Source organism: Burkholderia sp. Ap-955, from assembly GCF_011753045.1.
In the GTDB taxonomy this organism is placed as follows: Bacteria; Pseudomonadota; Gammaproteobacteria; order Burkholderiales; family Burkholderiaceae; genus Burkholderia; species Burkholderia lata_D.
The window spans coordinates 1-18497 of the sequence record NZ_VWWH01000086.1 but is presented as its reverse complement, the minus strand read 5'-3'; the positions used below and the strand labels follow the sequence as shown (position 1 = coordinate 18497).

Annotated in this window: 6 protein-coding genes; 3 read left to right on the top strand and 3 right to left on the bottom strand. The window is 66.8% G+C overall.

Going from position 1 to position 18497, the window contains the following annotated elements; translation table 11 throughout:
- Positions 1-3: 3 nt before the first annotated feature.
- The 3 genes from F3J15_RS30305 to F3J15_RS30295 all read right to left on the bottom strand — a co-directional run bounded on the left by F3J15_RS30305 (position 4) and on the right by F3J15_RS30295 (position 5582).
- Positions 4-3117, bottom strand: a complete 3114-nt coding sequence (locus F3J15_RS30305) for an MdtB/MuxB family multidrug efflux RND transporter permease subunit (protein WP_166895852.1) — start codon at positions 3115-3117, stop codon at positions 4-6.
- A gap of 15 nt (positions 3118-3132) precedes the next feature.
- On the bottom strand, positions 3133-4503 hold the full coding sequence (locus tag F3J15_RS30300) for an MdtA/MuxA family multidrug efflux RND transporter periplasmic adaptor subunit (protein WP_166895850.1): 1371 nt from the start codon (positions 4501-4503) through the stop codon (positions 3133-3135).
- Between the two features lie 254 nt (positions 4504-4757).
- Positions 4758-5582: an IclR family transcriptional regulator gene (locus tag F3J15_RS30295; RefSeq protein ID WP_069247538.1), complete on the bottom strand. Its 825-nt coding sequence runs from the start codon at positions 5580-5582 to the stop codon at positions 4758-4760.
- Positions 5583-6407: 825 nt separating this feature from the next.
- Here F3J15_RS30295 and F3J15_RS30290 point away from each other — a divergent pair.
- From F3J15_RS30290 to F3J15_RS30280, 3 genes are all read left to right on the top strand, one after another.
- On the top strand, positions 6408-7991 hold the full coding sequence (locus F3J15_RS30290) for a multicopper oxidase family protein (RefSeq protein ID WP_166895848.1): 1584 nt from the start codon (positions 6408-6410) through the stop codon (positions 7989-7991).
- A 66-nt stretch (positions 7992-8057) separates the two neighbouring features.
- The gene (locus F3J15_RS30285; protein ID WP_089445251.1) at positions 8058-9707 is read left to right on the top strand and encodes a multicopper oxidase family protein; all 1650 of its coding nucleotides are present in this window, start codon (positions 8058-8060) and stop codon (positions 9705-9707) included.
- 17 nt (positions 9708-9724) lie between these two features.
- The coding region (locus F3J15_RS30280) for a choice-of-anchor Q domain-containing protein (protein WP_240161535.1) at positions 9725-18497 on the top strand (8773 nt) is incomplete at its 3' end.

Genomic DNA, 18497 nt, shown 5'->3' with positions numbered 1-18497 from the left:
CGCTTACGCGTCCGTGCGCGAGCCGGCTTGCGGGCCGTGGCGTTCGAACCAGCCGCGCACGCGGCGCGCGAGCGAGTCGAAGCCGAGGTAGATCACGGGCGTCGTGAACAGCGTCAGCACCTGTGAAACGATCAGGCCGCCGGCGATCGCGATCCCGAGCGGCTGGCGCAGCTCGGAGCCCGCGCCGGAGCCGACGATCAGCGGCACCGCGCCGAGCAGCGCGGCGAGCGTCGTCATCAGGATCGGCCGGAAGCGCAGCAGGCACGCCTGGTAGATCGCCTCGCGCGGCGGCTTGCCTTCGACGCGCTCGGCCTCGAGCGCGAAGTCGATCATCATGATCGCGTTCTTCTTCACGATGCCGATCAGCAGCACGATGCCGATGATCCCGATGATGTCGAGGTCGTGCCCGGTGATCATCAGCGCGAGCAGTGCGCCGACGCCGGCCGACGGCAGCGTCGACAGGATCGTGATCGGGTGGATGTAGCTCTCGTACAGCACGCCGAGCACGATGTACATCGTGACGACCGCGGCGAGGATCAGGAACAGCTGGTTCGACAGCGATGCCTGGAACGCGAGCGCCGCGCCCTGGAAGCGCGTCTGGAACGACGGGGGCAGCCCGATGTCCTTCTCGGCGGCGTCGATCGCCTTGACCGCCTCGCCGAGCGACGCACCCGCCGCGAGGTTGAACGAGATGGTGGTCGACGGGAACTGCGACAGATGCGCGACCAGCAGCGGCGACGGCCGCTCGTGGAACGATGCGATCGACGACAGCGGCACCTGGCCGCCGCCCGCCGACGGCAGGTAGATGTCGTTCAGCGATTGCGCGTAGTGCTGCTCCTTCGGCTCGGACTCGAGAATCACGCGGTACTGGTTCGACTGCGTGAAGATCGTCGACACGATGCGCTGGCCGAACGCGTCGTACAGCGCGTTGTCGACGGTCGCCGGCGTGATGCCGAAGCGCGCGGCGCTCGGGCGGTCGATCTCGATGTAGACGGACTGGCCGTTGCTCTGCAGGTCGGTCGCGACGTCGGCGAGCGACGGCTCCTGCTGCAGCCGCGCGACGAGCTTCGGCACCCAGGTCGCGAACTCTTCCGAATTCGGGCTCGTCAGCATGAACTGGTACTGCGTCGGGCTGACGGTCGAGTCGATCGTCAGGTCCTGCACCGACTGCATGAACAGCGAGATGCCGGTGATGTTCGCGACGCGGTGCTGCAGGTCGCGGATGATCTGCGCGGCGGTCTCGGAACGTTCGTCGCGCGCCTTCAGGTTGATCAGCATCCGGCCGCTGTTCAGCGTGATGTTGCTGCCGTCGACGCCGATGAACGACGTGAGGCTCTCGACGTTCGGATCCTTCAGGATCTCGGCCGCGAGCGCCTGCTGGCGCTCGGCCATCGCGCCGTACGAGATCGACTGCGGCGCCTGCGTGATCGCCTGGATCACGCCGGTATCCTGCGCGGGGAAGAAGCCCTTCGGCACGTAGACGTACAGCAGGCCGGTCAGCGCGAGCGTCAGCAGCGCGACGACGAGCGTCGAGCGCTGGCGGTTCAGCACCCATTCGAGCGCGACCGCGTAGCGCGCGATCACCCAGTCGATCGCCCGGTGCACGCGCGCCTCGAAGCGATGGCTCTCGGGCGGCGGCGAATGGCGCAGCAGCTTCGCGCACATCATCGGCACGAGCGTGAGCGACACGATCGCCGAGATCACGATCGTCACCGCGAGCGTGATCGCGAATTCATGGAACAGGCGCCCGACCACGTCGCCCATGAACAGCAGCGGGATCAGCACCGCGATCAGCGACACCGTCAGCGAGATGATCGTGAAGCCGATCTGCCTCGAGCCCTTCAGCGCGGCCTCGAGCCCCGTTTCGCCTTCCTCGACGTAGCGCGCGATGTTCTCAATCATCACGATCGCGTCGTCGACCACGAAGCCGGTCGCGATGGTGAGCGCCATCAGCGACAGGTTGTTCAGCGAGAAGCCGGCCATGTACATCACCGCGAGCGTGCCGATCAGCGACAGCGGCACCGACAGGCTCGGGATGATCGTCGCGTAGACGTTCGCGAGGAACAGGTACATCACGAGCACGACGAGCGCGACCGCGAGCATCAGTTCGAACTGCACGTCGCGCACGGCGGCGCGGATCATCGTCGTGCGGTCGGTGACGATCTCCACGTCGAGCGCGGCCGGCAGCGTTTCCTGCAGCTTCGGCAATTGCGCCTTGATCGCGTCGACCGTCTGGATCACGTTCGCGCCCGGCTGGCGCTGCACGTTCAGGATGATCGCGGGGTCGGCATTCACCCACGCGCCGAGCTTGGTGTTCTCCGAGCCCGCGACGACCGTCGCGACGTCGGTGAGCATCACCGGGCGGCCGTTCTTGTACGCGACGACCGCGCTGTTGTACTGGTCGGCGCTCGTGAGCTGGTCGTTCGCGTTGATCGTGTACGCGCGCGTCGGGCCGTCGAAGTTGCCCTTCGGCGTGTTCACGTTCAGGTTCGAGATCGTCGTGCGCAGGTCGTCGAGGTTCATCCCGTACTTCGCGAGCGCGGTCGGGTTCGCCTGGATGCGCACGGCCGGGCGGTTGCCGCCCGACAGGCTGACGAGACCGACGCCCGCGACCTGCGAGATCTTCATCGCGAGGCGCGTGTCGGCGAGATCCTGCACCTGCGTGAGCGGCAGCGTCTTCGACTTGACGGCGAGCGTCAGCACCGGCGCATCGGCCGGGTTGACCTTCGCGTAGATCGGCGGGGCAGGGAGGTCGGACGGCAGCAGGTTGCCGGCCGCGTTGATCGCGGCCTGCACTTCCTGCTCGGCGATGTCGAGCGGCAGGTCGAGCGAGAACTGCAGCGTGATCACGGACGAGCCGGCCGAGCTTTGCGACGACATCTGGTTCAGCGACGGCATCTGCCCGAACTGCCGTTCGAGCGGCGCGGTGACCGACGAGGTCATCACCTCCGGGCTCGCGCCCGGGTAGAAGGTCTGGACCTGGATCGTCGGATAGTCGACTTCCGGCAGCGCGGCGAGCGGCAGGAAGCGCAGCGCGACGAGACCGGCCAGCATGATCGCCGCCATCAGGAGGGCGGTGCCGACCGGCCGGAGAATGAAGAGGCGGGAGGGATTCATCGAGCGGCCCGCGCGTTACTGGGCCGCGGAGGCCGCTGCCTGCGACGCGCCGTGCTTGTGTTCGCCGCGATGGCCGCCGGCACCCGATGCCCCCGACGCCGCACCGGCGCCGCGCGCGCCCGACGCGCCTTTCGGCTTGTCGGCCGGGATCGAGATCTTCGCGCCCTCGCGCAGGCGGTCGGAGCCGTCGGTCACGACGCGCTCGCCGAGCGCGATGCCGCTGACGATGCTGGTGCGTTCGCCGTCGACCGGGCCGATCGTGACCTTGCGCACGGTCACCGTGTTGTCGGGCTTCACGACGTAGACGAACTGGCCGATCGAGCCGGTCAGCACGGCCGCGGTCGGCACGATCGTCGCGTTGCGCATCACGTCGACGAGCAGGCGCGTGTTCACGAACTGATTCGGGAACAGCATGCCTTCCTTGTTATCGAAGTTCGCGCGCAGCTTGACGGTGCCCGTGCTCGTGTCGATCTGGTTGTCGAGCGTCGCGAGCGAGCCCGTCTCGAGCGGCACCGTGTTGTTGCGGTTGTATGCGGTGACCGACAGTTTCTGGCCCGCGTTCACCTGCTTGACGATCTGCGGCAGGTTGTCTTCCGACGTCGTGAAGATCACGCTCATCGGCTGCAGCTGCGTGATCACGACGAGGCCGTTGGTATCGCCCGGCGTCACGTAGTTGCCGGGGTCGACCTGGCGCAGGCCGACGCGGCCCGTCACCGGCGCGGTAATGCGCGCATACGTGAGGTTCAGCTTCGCGGAATCGATCGCGGCCTGGTCGGTCTTCACCGCGCCTTCGTATTGCTTGACGAGTGACGCCTGCGTATCGACGGTCTGCGACGCGATCGAGTCCTGCGACAGCAGCGTCTGGTAGCGCTTCAGGTCGAGGCGGGCCGTCGCGAGCAGCGCCGAGTCGCGCGCGTGCGTGCCTTCGGCGTTCTCGAGCGCGACCTGGTACGGGCGCGGGTCGATCTGCGCGAGCAGGTCGCCCTTCTTGACGATCTGGCCTTCCTGGAACGCCACCGATTGCAGGTAGCCGGACAACTGCGTCTTGACCGTCACGTTCGCGAGCGGCGTGACGGTGCCGAGCGCGGACAGCACGATCGGCATTTCGCCCTGCGTCGCGGTCGCGACCTGCACGGGCTGCGGAATGTTCGCCATCGCGGCGGGGCCGCCACGGCCGCGGTGGCCGCCGGCAGCACCGGCCGCGCTTGCGCCCGCGCCACTCGCACCCGTGCCGGCCGCCGGCGTGCGGTTCCACGGGTGCCACCACAGCAGGCCGCCGATGACGACGACCGCGAGCGCGCCGGCCATCAGCGTGCGGCGCGGGCGTCGCGCGGCGGGGGACGCGGGTTCTTTCGAAGGAGGCGTGGGCTTTTGTTCGTTATCCATCGTGATCTGTCAGGAAGACGGCGCGGCGGGCCGGAAATCGGACTGCTGAGCTGCGCGTGGGCGAGCGGTGCCGGGGAGGGGGCGCCCGGCTCGGTCCGGGCCCCCGCCGGTCTGCGCGGGAAAAGAGCGGTGCGCACCGCGAGTGCGGCGCGACGATGGGCATGATCCTACGTCCCGTCCCCGTTACAGTCCAGCGGTCTATCTTTCAACGGGTTACGGTCGTTACAGAACGCGACAGGACGATGACGAAACGATTACACGGCGATGCGACGGGCCGGTGCGCCGCCGATTTCGCGCGTGATTTTCGCGATGCATTCGTGCAGCGCGGGCACCACGTGTTCGTCCAGCCATTCGGGCGGGCACTGGTGCGACGCGCCACCGCAATTCACCGAATAGCGCTGGCCCGACGGACCGACGAAACCGGCCGCGACGGCATTCAGGCCCTCGCGCCATTCGCCGATCGCGATCGCGTGGCCGTCGCGCATCGCGTCGTCCAGCGCGGGGTTCAGGCGCGCGGACACATGCGGCCAGTCGTCGCCCGCCGTGGTGCGCAGCGACTCGAGCAACTGGCGGCGTTCGTCGTCCTCGAGGGCGGCGAGATACGCGCGGCCGACCGCGGTGCGCGCGATATCCATCCGCGAGCCGATCTCGAGGCGCGTGACGAGCACGGCCGAGCGTGGACGGACCACGTCGATCGCGACCATGTCGAGCCGGTCGCGCACCGCGAGGTGCACGGACAGCGACGTGCGTTCGGCCAGCTCGATCATGAACGGCCGCGAACGCGCGCGGATGTCGAAGTTGCGCAGGAAGCCGTGGCTCAGTTCGAGCACCGACGCGGTGAGCACGAAGCGCTCGCTGTCGGGCAACTGGAACAGGAAGCCGGCGCTGACGAGCGTCGCGGTGATGCGCGAGACGGTCGGCTTCGGGATGCCGGTCAGTTCGGTCAGCTCGCGGTTGCTGACGGGCGCGTCGGCCGCCGCGATGCGACGCAGCACGGCGAGGCCGCGGGCAAGGGCGGTGATCTCGTCGGGCGACGATTCACGGTCCCGCGACGCGGGAGGGGTTACAGTTGTCGACACGAGGGATTCTCTCTAATTCCGAAACTCGATTTCAATTTTGTTGGAATTGTAGGACTATTGTCAAAGGATGCATGTTCCGCGGGTGAACCGGTCATTGGATGAAATTTTACGGGTTCACCCTTGGTTTATTAGGAAAACGCTCAAATGAGCGTTGCCAGAAAGTGCATGAACCGGTGCAAATACCGCTTGACTTGTCGGGCGGAAACGGAAAGAATGTCTCACGTTTTCGAAACATCGTTTCAAGAGTTTAACCGGCAACGATGTTTCGCGCAGTCTCTCAGGTTCTAGCACGGCCCTCGGAATGGCTAGAACTTTTTTAGCGCCACGGTCTCCGTGGCGCTTTTTTTTGCCCGTCTTTCCGGCGACCGCCTGGTTCGCCGCGCCCTTCCGATGCAGGCCAAGCCTGCCGCGTCCCGCACCTTCCTGCATCCGGTCCATGATTTTAATTAAATTCGGCTATCGGGACGAGTCTCGCAATACGTCGTCGATCGTGCCGCGGCCGCGCAGTGCAAACGCCGGCATGTCGCCGACGCGGCGTGGTCGGCGGTTGTCATGACAGGCATGGGCGGTCGCGCGCCGTCGTTTCGCCATTCCGACGATGCGCTGCAAGCCCGCCCGGCCGCGCATCCGGCCATGTGCGAAGCATGACGCCTCCCGCACACTGGTGGCCCCCTACGCAAAAGTAGGGGGGTGCCCCATCCCGGCCGTTCATGCGCATCTGCAGAATCCAGATACGGGTCAGGGCGATGACGTCGCCAGCCCGCGTCCGCAGCAGAGCATGACGTCCAGCGCGTATCGCTGGTTGACCCCTCCGATGGAGGTCATATGTTCAGTACCCGCGCGTATTGCAGCAGTGTGGCGGCACTGTTGCTGTTCCTGTGCGCCGCTCCTTCGTTCGCTCAGTCGTTCCGGGTTCAATGCCCGTTCACCACGCCCGCCCACCCGACCGCGCTCGCACCGGGCGTCGGCGAGCCCGCCTACACGAAACCGACCTATACCGGACAGACCTCGACCGCGACCGGTGCCGTCAACGGTGCGATCAAATGCCAGCAGATCTCCGGCGGCGACGGTTACGCGACGATGGCCAACGGCGTGCAGACCTACCTGTTCGCGTTCGGCCCGCTCTCCGGGCTTGCCGACGTCAAGGCGGGGCTGCCCGGCACGGAGCTCGCGTCGGTATTCAACACCGTCGGCGACCCGCGAACCGACCCGACCTACAACGGCGCGGTCGGGCTCGCGCCCGACCCGGATGCCGGCGGTGCGTTGACCGGCCACGTCGATCCGCGCCCGATCATGGACATCGGCGTGATGAACGGCAACCAGCCCGCGCCGCTGATGGCGATCGACGAGGACGACGAGTTCTTCCTCACGCTGACCAACGTCGGGATGATCATGCGTCCCGACCTGTTCGAGCGGCACACGGTGCACTTCCACGGCTATCCGAATGCGTCGTCGTTCTACGACGGCGTGCCCGACGCGTCCGTGGCGATCAACATCGGCGCGAGCTTCACTTACTACTATCTGGCGCCGGATGCCGGCACCTATTTCTGGCACTGCCACATCACGCCGCCGGAGCACCTGCAGATGGGCATGGTCGGGCAGATCTACGTGCGCCCGCGCCAGGACCGGGTGCCGAAGGGCGTGTCGCTGTACGAGGCGCTGGTCACGCAACAGGCGGACCTCAGGACGCGCTGCGGCAACGACATTCTGTGCTCGACGCCGCTGCCGACGCGCAACAACGGTCTCGTGCGCGCCGCGAATCCCAACATCCCGGCGACCTCGCCGGAAACGCTGTCGCTCTATGCGTACAACGACGGCGACGGCTCGACCGCGTACGACGTCGAGTATCCGATCCAGATCCACGGCTTCGATCCGAACTTCCACTTCGTCGGCATGACGTTCAATCCTGAACCGTTCACCGACATGAAGGACAAGTTCTTCATGCTGAACGGCCGCAGCTATCCGGATACCGTGACCGAAGGGGCGATGTCGACGCCCGCTTCGGACAGTTCGATGCATCCGTCGCAACCGCTGCCGACGTTGGTCAATATTCCGGCCGGCGGCCGGGCGCTGTTGCGGATCTCGGATCTCGACGTGACCGAATACCAGACGCTGGCGTCGATCGGCATTCCGATGCACGTGATCGCGATCAACGCCCGCATGCTGCGCGACATGGCCGGCAACAACATGGCCTACGACACCAATTCGATCACGCTCGGCGGTGGCGAATCGCTCGACCTGATTCTGGACGCCAGCGACAAGACGAAGTACCACTCGGGCCAGATTTTCTATCTGTACACGCCGAACCTCGATCACCTGTCGAACGATCAGGAGAACTTCGGCGGACTGATGACCGAGGTCCACATCTGCAGCGCCGTGGATCCGGTCACGAAGCATTGCACTCTTTGATGACCAGGGTCCGCCCGCCTCATCGGGCGGACCCGGCCGGGAAGTCCTGCCCTGAGGAGAAAAGCCGTGGGACACATCACTCATCATGCCTGGACCGCGACGCTCGCCCGTCTCGGACGGCTCGCACGCGTCGGTGTCGCGACGCTCGCCGCGTTGCTGTCGGTGCACGCGCAAGCCGCCGCGCCGGGCATCACCGGCAAGGTCTTCAACCTCACGGCCCAGGAGGCGCGCATCACGCAGCCGGACGGCACGAGCGTCTATTCGTGGGGCTACGGCTGTGCGGCGACCAGCGCGACGCCGCTCGTCTTCTCGCCGTCGACGATTACCGGTGCGACCTGTCCGACGATGCAGATTCCCGGTCCGACGCTGATCGTCAGGCAGGGTGACATCATCACCGTGACACTCACCAACAACCTGCCCGCGGCGGCCGGCAACACGTCGATGCTGTTTCCCGGCTTCGTCGTGTGCACGGGCACCCTGAGCCCGGACGGCAAGACCTGCACCGGCACCTCCGGCGTTGCCGGGCTGCTGGCGCAGGAAGCGCAGCACGGCGCGACGGTCACCTACACGTTCGTCGCGGCGACGCCGGGTACGCATACGTACTACAGCGGCACGCAGGGCGACCTGCAGATCGAGATGGGGCTGTACGGTGCGATCATCGTGCTGCCGAATACGGCGGTCAACACGGCAGGCTGCATGGCGCTGCCGGATTCGGGCAGGCCGTTCGGCCAGCACGATTTCCGCAACGCAGCGGCGGCATTCGACAACAGCGCGGCATGCTATGACCGTGAGTATCTTTTTCAGTTCTCCGAAATGGATCCGCGCATCCATCAGCAGGCAGAGCAGCAGGTGGCGGCAAATACGTCATGCACGAAGCCGACCGGCTGCATGACGGTCGAGACCGAGCCTTATCACCCGGCCTATTTCATGGTCAACGGCCGCTCGATGCCGGACGACATGGATCCGAACTACGCGCCGCAGTACCCGCACCAGCCATACAACGGCAACCCGCACATGCATCCGGGCGAACTGGTGCTGCTGCGGATCATCGGCACCGGCCGCTGGCAGCATCCGTTCCACGAGCACGGCAATCACGTGCGCGTGCTGGCGCGCGACGGCAACCTGTTGCTCAGCCCGGTCGACCCGAGCCACCCGGCGAACCCGCAGTTGCCGGCCGGTCCGCTGCTGTTCACGACCACCACCACGCCGGGCACCACCCTGGACGGGATTTTCTACTGGACCGGCAAGGGCCTGAACTGGGACGTCTATGCGCACTACGCGGGCGACGGCTCCGTCTGCGTGCCGGACGCGAACGGCTACTACACGACGGCGTCGAATCCGCCGGCGCCGCGCAGCGCGCCGAACTACTACGAGTGGTGCCAGGACCACGGCAAGGCGCTCGAGAAGGCGCCGTTCGGCAAGGTCGCCAGCGGCGGGCCGGTCACGTTGCCGGACTCGAACATCCTGACGAACGGTTTCTGGTATGGCGGCAGTCCGTATCTCGGGCCGGACGCGACCGTGCGTGCGACGGCGCCGACCGGCACGTCGCCACCCAGCAACACGATCCTGAACCCGCCGGCGACGGAAGCAGGCTTCGCGTTCATGTGGCACTCGCATAACGAGCGCGAGATCACGACGAACAACATCTTCCCGGGCGGAATGATGATGATGATGCTCGTTGATCCTCCGGTATTTCCGATCGACGAATCCAATTAGGGGTGGGGAGAAAGGCGATGAGATCCACCAAGCTCACGGCGACGCTCCTTGATCTGTTCAAGGCGGGGGTCGCGGCATCCATATTGCTGACGGCAGGCGAAGCATGTTTCGCGCAAGCGGTCGTCAATCTGACGGCGAAGGCATCCACGGCATTGATGCCGGACGGGCAGGCGGTGCCGATGTGGGGCTACAGCTGCACGCCGGCCGCCGTTGCGGCGATGCCGGCCGCCAATGCGACCTGCGCGGCGGCGAATCCGGCCGCCGGTGCGAACTGGTCGCCGGTGGTCGTCACCGTGCCGGCAGGGCAGCTGCAGATCAACCTGACGAACAACCTGCCTGCGCCCGTGCCGACCTCGCTCGTCATCGTCGGCCAGCTGGGCGGCGGTCTGGGCGACAAGCCGACGACCACGCCGAGCCCGGCCCATCCGACGCAGACCGCCACGACCTGGCCGATCGTCACGGCGACCTCGACCGCGCCGATGGCATCGTTCGTGCCGCCCGCGCAGGGGCCGCGCATTCAGTCGTTCGGGACCGAGGTGGCGCCGTCGACCGATCCGAAATCGCACACGACGCTCACCTGGACCAATCTCAAGCCCGGCACCTACCTGCTCGAGTCGGGCACGCACCCGTCGATCCAGGGGCCGATGGGCCTCTACGGGGTGCTGGTGGTGAAGAGCCCGGGCGTCCCCAGCTCGACGTGCGCATCGACGAAGCAGGCCTATCCGCAGACGGCGTCGTGCTACGACGCCGACGTGCCGCTCGTGATGAGCGAGATCGATCCGGTGCAGAACGCCGCGGTCGCCGCGGCCGTCGCGACCAAGGGCTTCAGCGAAACCGCTGCGTGGTCGGGGCAGCCCGGCGGGTGCGGCGACTCGAAGTCGGTCACGTTCGGCACCTGCTATCCGCCGGTGGTGAACTACGATCCGCGCTATTACCTGATCAACGGCGTGGCCTTCGATCGCACCAACCCGAACGCGTCGGCTTTTCCGCCGAGCGCGACCGTGCCGCCGTCGACCGGGCAGGTGCTCGTGCGCATGGTGAACGCCGGGCTGCGCATGCACGTTCCGGCCGTGGTCGGCGCGCAAACGGGCAATCCGTCCGTTCCCGGCTTCACGCTGATCGCCGAGGACGGTAACGTGATTCCCGGCGCCGCGCGCATCCAGAACGCCGTGTTCATGGCGGCCGGCAAGACCTACGACGTGATGGTGAACGCGCCGGCTGCAGGTGCGATGCCGGTATACGACCGCGAGTTGAGCCTGTCGACCAACAATATGCGCGATGGCGGGATGCAAGGCTACATCGCGGTCAACAACGCCCAACCGTCGGCGACCGCCGGCGTCGGCGAAACGCCGACCGCCGCGGGCGCGAACTACTACTTCGTGCCGGGCACGACGCTGGCCGTGTCCGATCCGGCCAAGGGCGTGATCGCGAACGACTCCGGCGTGTACGGCGTGAAGGTCCAGACGCCGCCCGCGAGCGGCACGCTCACGTTGAACACGGACGGTACGTTCACGTATCTGTCGAGCAGCGCGACGAACGACAGTTTCGTCTATCAGTCGACCAACGGCACGCCGCCGGTGACGGCGAAGGTGACGCTGACCGCCTGCACCACGAGCAACAAGTGCCTGTCGGTTCCCACGGCCGGCAATGCGAGCTTCTCGAGCAACATCGCGTCGCAGGTTCAGATCGGCGCGCCCGGCGTGCTCGCCAGCGCGAGCGATCCGGCCGGGCTGCCGCTCACCGCGCAGATCGTCGCGTCGAGCGCGACGAACGGCACCGTGACGCTGAATCCGGACGGCTCGTTTACCGCGGCGCCGACGACGCCGCCGATGGCCGGTGCGTCCGCGCAGACGATGACGTTCCAGTACAAGGTCACCAACACGCAGAACCAGACGAGCGCGAACGCAGGGACCGTGACGGTCACGTTCAATCCCGGCAGCGGGCTGGTCGTGAACGTGATGGATGCGCCGAGCATGGCGCCGGATGCGGTCGCACCGAACAAGATGGTCAAGCTCACCGACTATCGCTGGATCATCGAGGAAGACCGCACGATGCAGATCGATCCGGCCTGCCAGGTGAACTCGACGACGTCGCGGCCGGCGAACTGCCCGCCGCTGCCGGTGCCGAGTCTCGGCACGAACTTCCATACGAGCTACATGCCGGTGGTGGCGGCCGGCTGCGTCGGCACCGTCGCGTGCGAATCCGGGCAGACCGTGTACGACCCGGTGTCCAACACGCACCTGCCGACCGTGTGCGACGTCGGCAACGGCGCGTGCCGTACCGGCACGAACGTTTCGCAGCAAACGCCGGTCGATCCGAAATACGTGGCGCTCGATCCGACCAAGCATTACTACATCTCGATCCTGCCGGGTGACGCAGGCAACACGTTCGTGAATGGCGGCGGCGTGCCGCCCGCCAACACCACGCGGCAATTCAGCATCGCGCTCGACTGCCCGTCTGGCCCGAGCGGCGCGGATTTCGCGCCGGGCACCGGCAAGTGCGGCCACAGCATGGGCGGCGCGCCGATTTCGCCCGCGCAGATCACGGCCGCGAAAGCCGGGCAGACCGCGGCGGGCCAAGCCGGGCAGCTCAACGTGCTGCTGACGGAAACCCCGTACCAGACCGCGAAGCTGTCGGTGTTCGTGTTCGAGGACGATGCGCCGCTGAACGGCGAAGTGGATGTCAGCGGCGGGACCGACGGTTTCGGCACCGCGCGCGAGCCGGGCCTCGGCGGCTTCGAGATCAAGCTCTGGGACGACGCCGGCGGCACTGGCGACCCGACCGGGCAGATGACCTACGACATGTTCAACATGCCGCTGTCGAATTCGCTGCAGGGCACCATCGACCCGCTCACCGGGCTCAATGCGTGCCCGATCACGACGGCGACCGACGGCCTGGTCGGCATGATCCCGACCTGCCCGAAATTCGAATCGGACGGCAAGACGCTGTCGCCGCTGGTCGGCCAGGCGGTCATCGCCAACCTGATGCCGGGCCGCTACGGCGTGATCGCGACGCCGGCCGCCGACCGGATCGGCCGTGGCGAGGAATGGCTGCAGACCAACACGCTTGACGGCCAGAAGGCGCACGACGCGTTCATCAAGGTCGGCGGGCCCGCGTACTTCCAGGAGTTCGGGCCGGCCGGCTATCACGTGTCGATCGGCTTCGCGAATCCGAAGACCATCAACGCGCGGCGCACCAACACGGCCAAGACGGGGCTGTGCGACACCGGCGCGTGCCCGAACACGATCACGGGCCGCGTGACGAACCTGCACTACGGCCGTCCGCCGAACGAGAATTTGTACAGCAGCGGTTCGCACGATTCGCTGGCGTTCTCGCAATGCTATGTGAGCGTCGGCGATCCGGACGGCGAGGATTACGGCTTCACGAAGTGCGACAGCCAGGGCCGCTTCACGATCAGCGGGTTGCCGAGCGGCACGACGCGCATCACGGTCTTCGATCAGTGGAACGACCAGATCGTCGACGGGCTGGCGAAGGCCGTCCAGCTGCCCGCGGCCAACGGGAGCACGACGGTCGACGTCGGTGATCTCGCCGTGCTGCAGTGGCAGACGAACCTCTATACGCGGACCTTCATCGACCTGCACGGCGACGGCATCTCGCACCCGGACGATCCCGGCATCGCGCTGGCGTCGACCAACTTGCGGTTCCGCGACGGCAGCTTCTCGAGCTTCAACAACACGGACGGCAATGGCTATGCGCCGTTCAACGAAGTGTTCCCGTTGTTCAACTGGTACGTGGTGGACGATGACCAGACGCGCTTCAAGTCGACCGGCACGCACGTCGTGTACGACGCGGGCGGTCCGGTCGACAGCACCGGCGTGCCCGGCAGCGGGAACTCGACGATCGCCGGGAATTTCGCGAACACGGTCGAAACCTTGCCCGTGCCGTCGAACCTGCGGGTGCCGGGCGCTCGCTACTGCGCGGACGCGGATTGCACGTCGACCGGCAGCGGCTCGACCGGCCGGGTCGATCCGCCGTGGGTGAACTCGGAGGCATGGCAGGGCTTCTCCGGGCAGAACTCGTTCATCGAGTTCGGCAAGACGCCGTTCGCGAAGGGCGAGAACGGCGGGATTCGCGGCGAGGTGATCTATGCGTCGACGCGGCCGTTCGACGATCCGACGCTGCTTATCCACACGAAGTGGACGCCCAACGTGCCGAACGTCACGGTGAACCTGTATCAGGAGGGCACGGCCGCGGACGGCACGTCCAACCTGACGCTGGTGGACACGACCAAGACGGCGAGCTGGGACGACTGGGCGCAGGGCTTCCGCGCGGACGGCGTGACGCCGAACATGAACTGCCCGGGCCAGGATCCGAACGACCCGTTCTACTTCACGCTGAAGAACAGCACCAACTGGCTCGATCCGCAGCATCGGCAACTGCCGGCGAACGCGCAGTTCAAGTGCTACGACGGCATGCACGTGTTCAACCAGATCCAGCCGGCGCCGTATGACGGGATGTACAAGTTCCCGAGCGTGACGGCGACGGATGCGAACGGCAAGCCGGTCGCGTCGAACTGCACGATCTGCGTCGGCAAGAACCCCGTCGACGGCACGCCGATGCTGCCGGCCGGCAAGTACGTGGTCGAGATCATCGTGCCGCCGGGCTATGAACTGGTGAAGGAGGAAGACAAGAACATCCTGATCGGCGACAACTTCATCGCCCCGGTGACGCAGCAGTTCGGCGGGATCGGCGCGATCTTCATCCTGCCCGACCAGGCCGCGGTGAACTCGACGTACAACAAGAACAATGCGCAGAACCCGACCACGAACCTCGGTTCGACGCCGCATGCCGAAGGCGACACCGGCAGCGTCGAGCGGTTCTGGCCGTGCGTCGGCGAGCTGCGCATCGTGCCGGACTACATCAGCCTGTTCCCGGGCTCGAAGGAAGTCGCACCGTTCGCGGGCGCGTCCCGGCATCTGTGCGATCGCAAGGAGGTGATGCTCACCGACGAGGAATCCGTGCTCGCGAAGTTCTGGATCTTCAGCTCGACGCACGTCGCGGCGCACTACACGGGCTTCATGCTCGACGACTTCTCGTCGGAGTTCGACCCGTATTCGCCGCAGTTCGGCGAGAAGTTCGCGGTGCCGAACGTGCCGGTCTCGTTCAAGGACTTCTCCGGCAACGAAACCTCGCGCACCTATTCGGACCAGTGGGGCATCTACAACGGGCTGACCTTCTCGACCTGGGAAGTGAACCCGCCGAACCCGACCGGCTATGCGCCGACGATGATGGTCACGTGCATGAACGACCCGGGCCCGATCCCCGATCCGAATCATCCGGGCAAGATGATGACCGATCCGATGTACAACCCGGCCTACAGCCAGTTCTGTTACGAGATTCCGTTCATGCCCGGACAGACGCAGTACATGGATACGCCGGTGGTGCCGGTGCAGGCGTTCGCCGACGGATACAACCAGCCCGACTGCGCGTATCCGGATGCGACGCCGGCGATCTCGAGCGTGACCGGCGATGCGATCGGCGCCGGCGCGGGCCCGTGGGTCAGTGCGCCCGGCAAGACGCTGACGATCAAGGCGCTGGGCGACCAGCAGGTGCCGAACCACGCGTACACCGGACCGAACCAGACCGCGGCGCCGTTCAACCAGAAGTTCATCACGCGCCACTACGGCTTCGGCGGATCGCAGGGCACCGGTACGGTCACGATCGCGGGCGTCAAGGCGCCGGTCGTGTCGTGGAGCGACACGCAGATCGTCGTCACCGTGCCCGACCTCAGCATTCCGACGCTGCCGGGGCTGACGGTGCCGTCGACCTGCACGATCCAGCAGATGGGCGCGCCGGCGACGCAGTGCGGCGAGCTCGTGGTCACGGCCGGCAACGGCAAGCGCTCGATCGACGCGATCACGGTAACGGTCGGCGGCAAGACGCCGACCTACGTCGGCGGCGAGAACGGCGCGAGCAACGCGCTGCAGACCGCGATCGACAACGCGAGCGCGGGCGACATGATCGTCGTCGGCCCGGGCACGTACAACGAGATGCTGGTGATGTGGAAGCCGGTGCGGCTGCAAGGCGTCGGCGCCGGGTCGGTGACGGTCAACGCGAACACGCATCCGTCCGGCAAGCTCGATCCGTGGCGCAGGCTGATCTCGTGCCTGTTCGGTACGTCGCTGGACGGCGGGATGATTTCGGCCGCGTACGACCCGACGAAGCCGATCTCGCCGACCAACAACCCGTACGATCCGTCAGGCGCCTATCAGTGCTCGACGCAGATGCAGGGGCACGCGGATCCGATCCCGTTCGAGCCGACGGTCGGCTGGGACGGTACGCTGAACGGCAACCTCGGCGAGCTGCTGATGGAGCCGTCGCTGCTGGGCGCGTATGAAGGCGCGGGCATCACGGTGCTGGGCAAGGGGGTGAAGCCGAGCGCGAACTGCACCGCGAACGGCGTCTGCACGCTGCTGACGCGGCACGACTGCACGACGGATCCGAACAACCCGAACTACAGCAACTTCCTGTGCAACCCGTCGCGCATCGACGGGATCACGGTCACCAACAGCTCGCAGGGCGGCGGCGGGATTTTCCTGCACGGCTGGAACCATTACACGGAGGTCTCGAACAACCGGGTGACCGGCAATGCCGGCACGCTGTCGGGCGGCATCACGGTCGGCCAGGTGGAGGTGCCCGACGGCACCATCGCCGCGGACGGCGTGACGCAGTTGCCGTTCATGTACAACACGTTCGTCAACGTTCACCACAACGCGGTGACGGGGAACGCGTCGTACGGCGACGAGATCAACTCGACCACGCCGTCGTCGGCGGGTGGCGTGACGCTCTGCTCGGGCGCCGACTACTACAAGTTCAACTACAACTGGGTGTGCGGCAACATCAGCAGCGGTGACGGCGGCGGCGTCGCGCACTTCGGGTTCAGCTACAACGGCGACCTGTCGCACAACGTGGTGCTGTTCAACCAGAGCAACAACCCGACGTTGCCGACGTACGGCGGCGGCATCATCGCGCAGGGCGTGCCGCCCGACGGCACCTTCTGCGAGAACAGCCTCGTCGACGTCGACTGCGCGCCGCAGCTCTCCGACGGCATCGGCCCGGATCTGGTGATCGACGGCAACCTGATCATGGGCAATACCGCGGAAAGCGGCAAGGGCGGCGGCCTGCGGCTGCAGAACGTCAACGGCACGGACGTGCAGCGCAACCTCGGCAACCCGAACAAGTGGTACCAGGTGCGCGTCATCAACAACATCATCGCGGACAACGTGGCCGGCTGGTCGGGCGGCGGCGTGTCGCTGCAGGATGCGGTGCGCGTGAACTTCATCAACAACACGGTGATCGCGAACGATGCGACGGCGTCGGCGGGCGTGCTGTTCAATACGCCGGCCGCATCGCAGTCGAACGTGCCGCCGCCCGGATGCACGAGCAGCCCGAACAGCGCGGACTCGACCTGCACGAGCTTCATCGAGGCCTCGACGCAGCAGCCGGCCGGGCTGGAGACGACGTCCCATACGCAGAACCTGCTGGCAGCGTTCGTCCCGCCCGCGAATTTCAACGGGCACGTCAGGTGTCCCGCGGATGCGCCGAACTGCACGAAGTTCTCGAACCCGGTGCTGACCAACAACCTGTTCTGGCAAAACCGCTCGTTCTACATCTCGGTGAGTTCGCAGCCGAACCCGAACATCCCCGGCGTGCAGAACGCGGTCACGTTGAACCCGGTCCTGAACCAGAAGGGGCAGTCGACTGGCTACTGCGTGACGGGCGGCACGACCCCGCCGTTCTATTGGGATATCGGCGCGTACGGCGACACCGGGCCAGCCAATCATCAATCCGGGCTGACGATGAATCCGCAGCATTCGATCATGACCAGTACGGCGGGCTACGCCACGACCAACATCGCGGCGGATCCACAGACGGTGGGCCAGTACTGCAACGGGTCGCGGGTGCCGCCGGAAGCCGGCGGGAACGGCTTCGCCGTGCCGCCCGGGATCGCCGACGCGGTGCTGCCGAATCCGCTGTTCGGGTTGATGCCGACGGCCACGCCCGATGAAGGCAACCAGTGGATCAACATGTCGTACGGGCCGCTGTCGCTGTTCAACGAGGCGCTCACGCCGGGCAGTACGGGTTACAACGTGATGATGGGCAACTACTCGATCAAGGGCACGTCGCCGGCGATCGGGGCGGCCACCGGGCATGGCGCACCGAATCACGACATCTTCGGTACGCCGCGGCCGCAAGCCAACGGCTACGACATCGGCGCGGTCGAGTACGTGTCGCCGGGCCTGCTTGGCGGCCTGCTCGGCGGCGGCGGGCCGATCGACCCGCTCGCACTGGGGGGCCAGCCGACCGGCCTTGCCGCGCTTATCCCTGGGGGCGGCGGAATCCCGGGCGGCGGTGGCATCCCGGGTGTCGGCGGAATTCCGGGTGTCGGCGGAATTCCGGGCGGCGGTGGCATCCCGGGTGTCGGCGGAATTCCGGGTGTCGGCGGAATTCCGGGCGGCGGTGGCATCCCGGGTGGCGGCGGAATCCCGGGTGTCGGTGGCATCCCGGGCGGCGGCGGCATCCCGGGCGGCGGTGGAATCCCGGGTGCCGGTGGCATCCCCGGCGTCGGCGGCATCCCGGGCATCGGCGGAATCCCGGCCATCTTCAGCCGTAACGTACCGCTGCCACCGATCGTGGCGCCGGCGCTGAGGCGGCCGCTTGCAGGGGCGCGGCTGGCTCCGCCGGTGACCCGGCCGCGGCCGGCCGGCGCGCTGACGCAGTCTCCGGCGCTCGCGCGGCCGCCGTCAAACGTGCTGCTGCAGGCCCCGG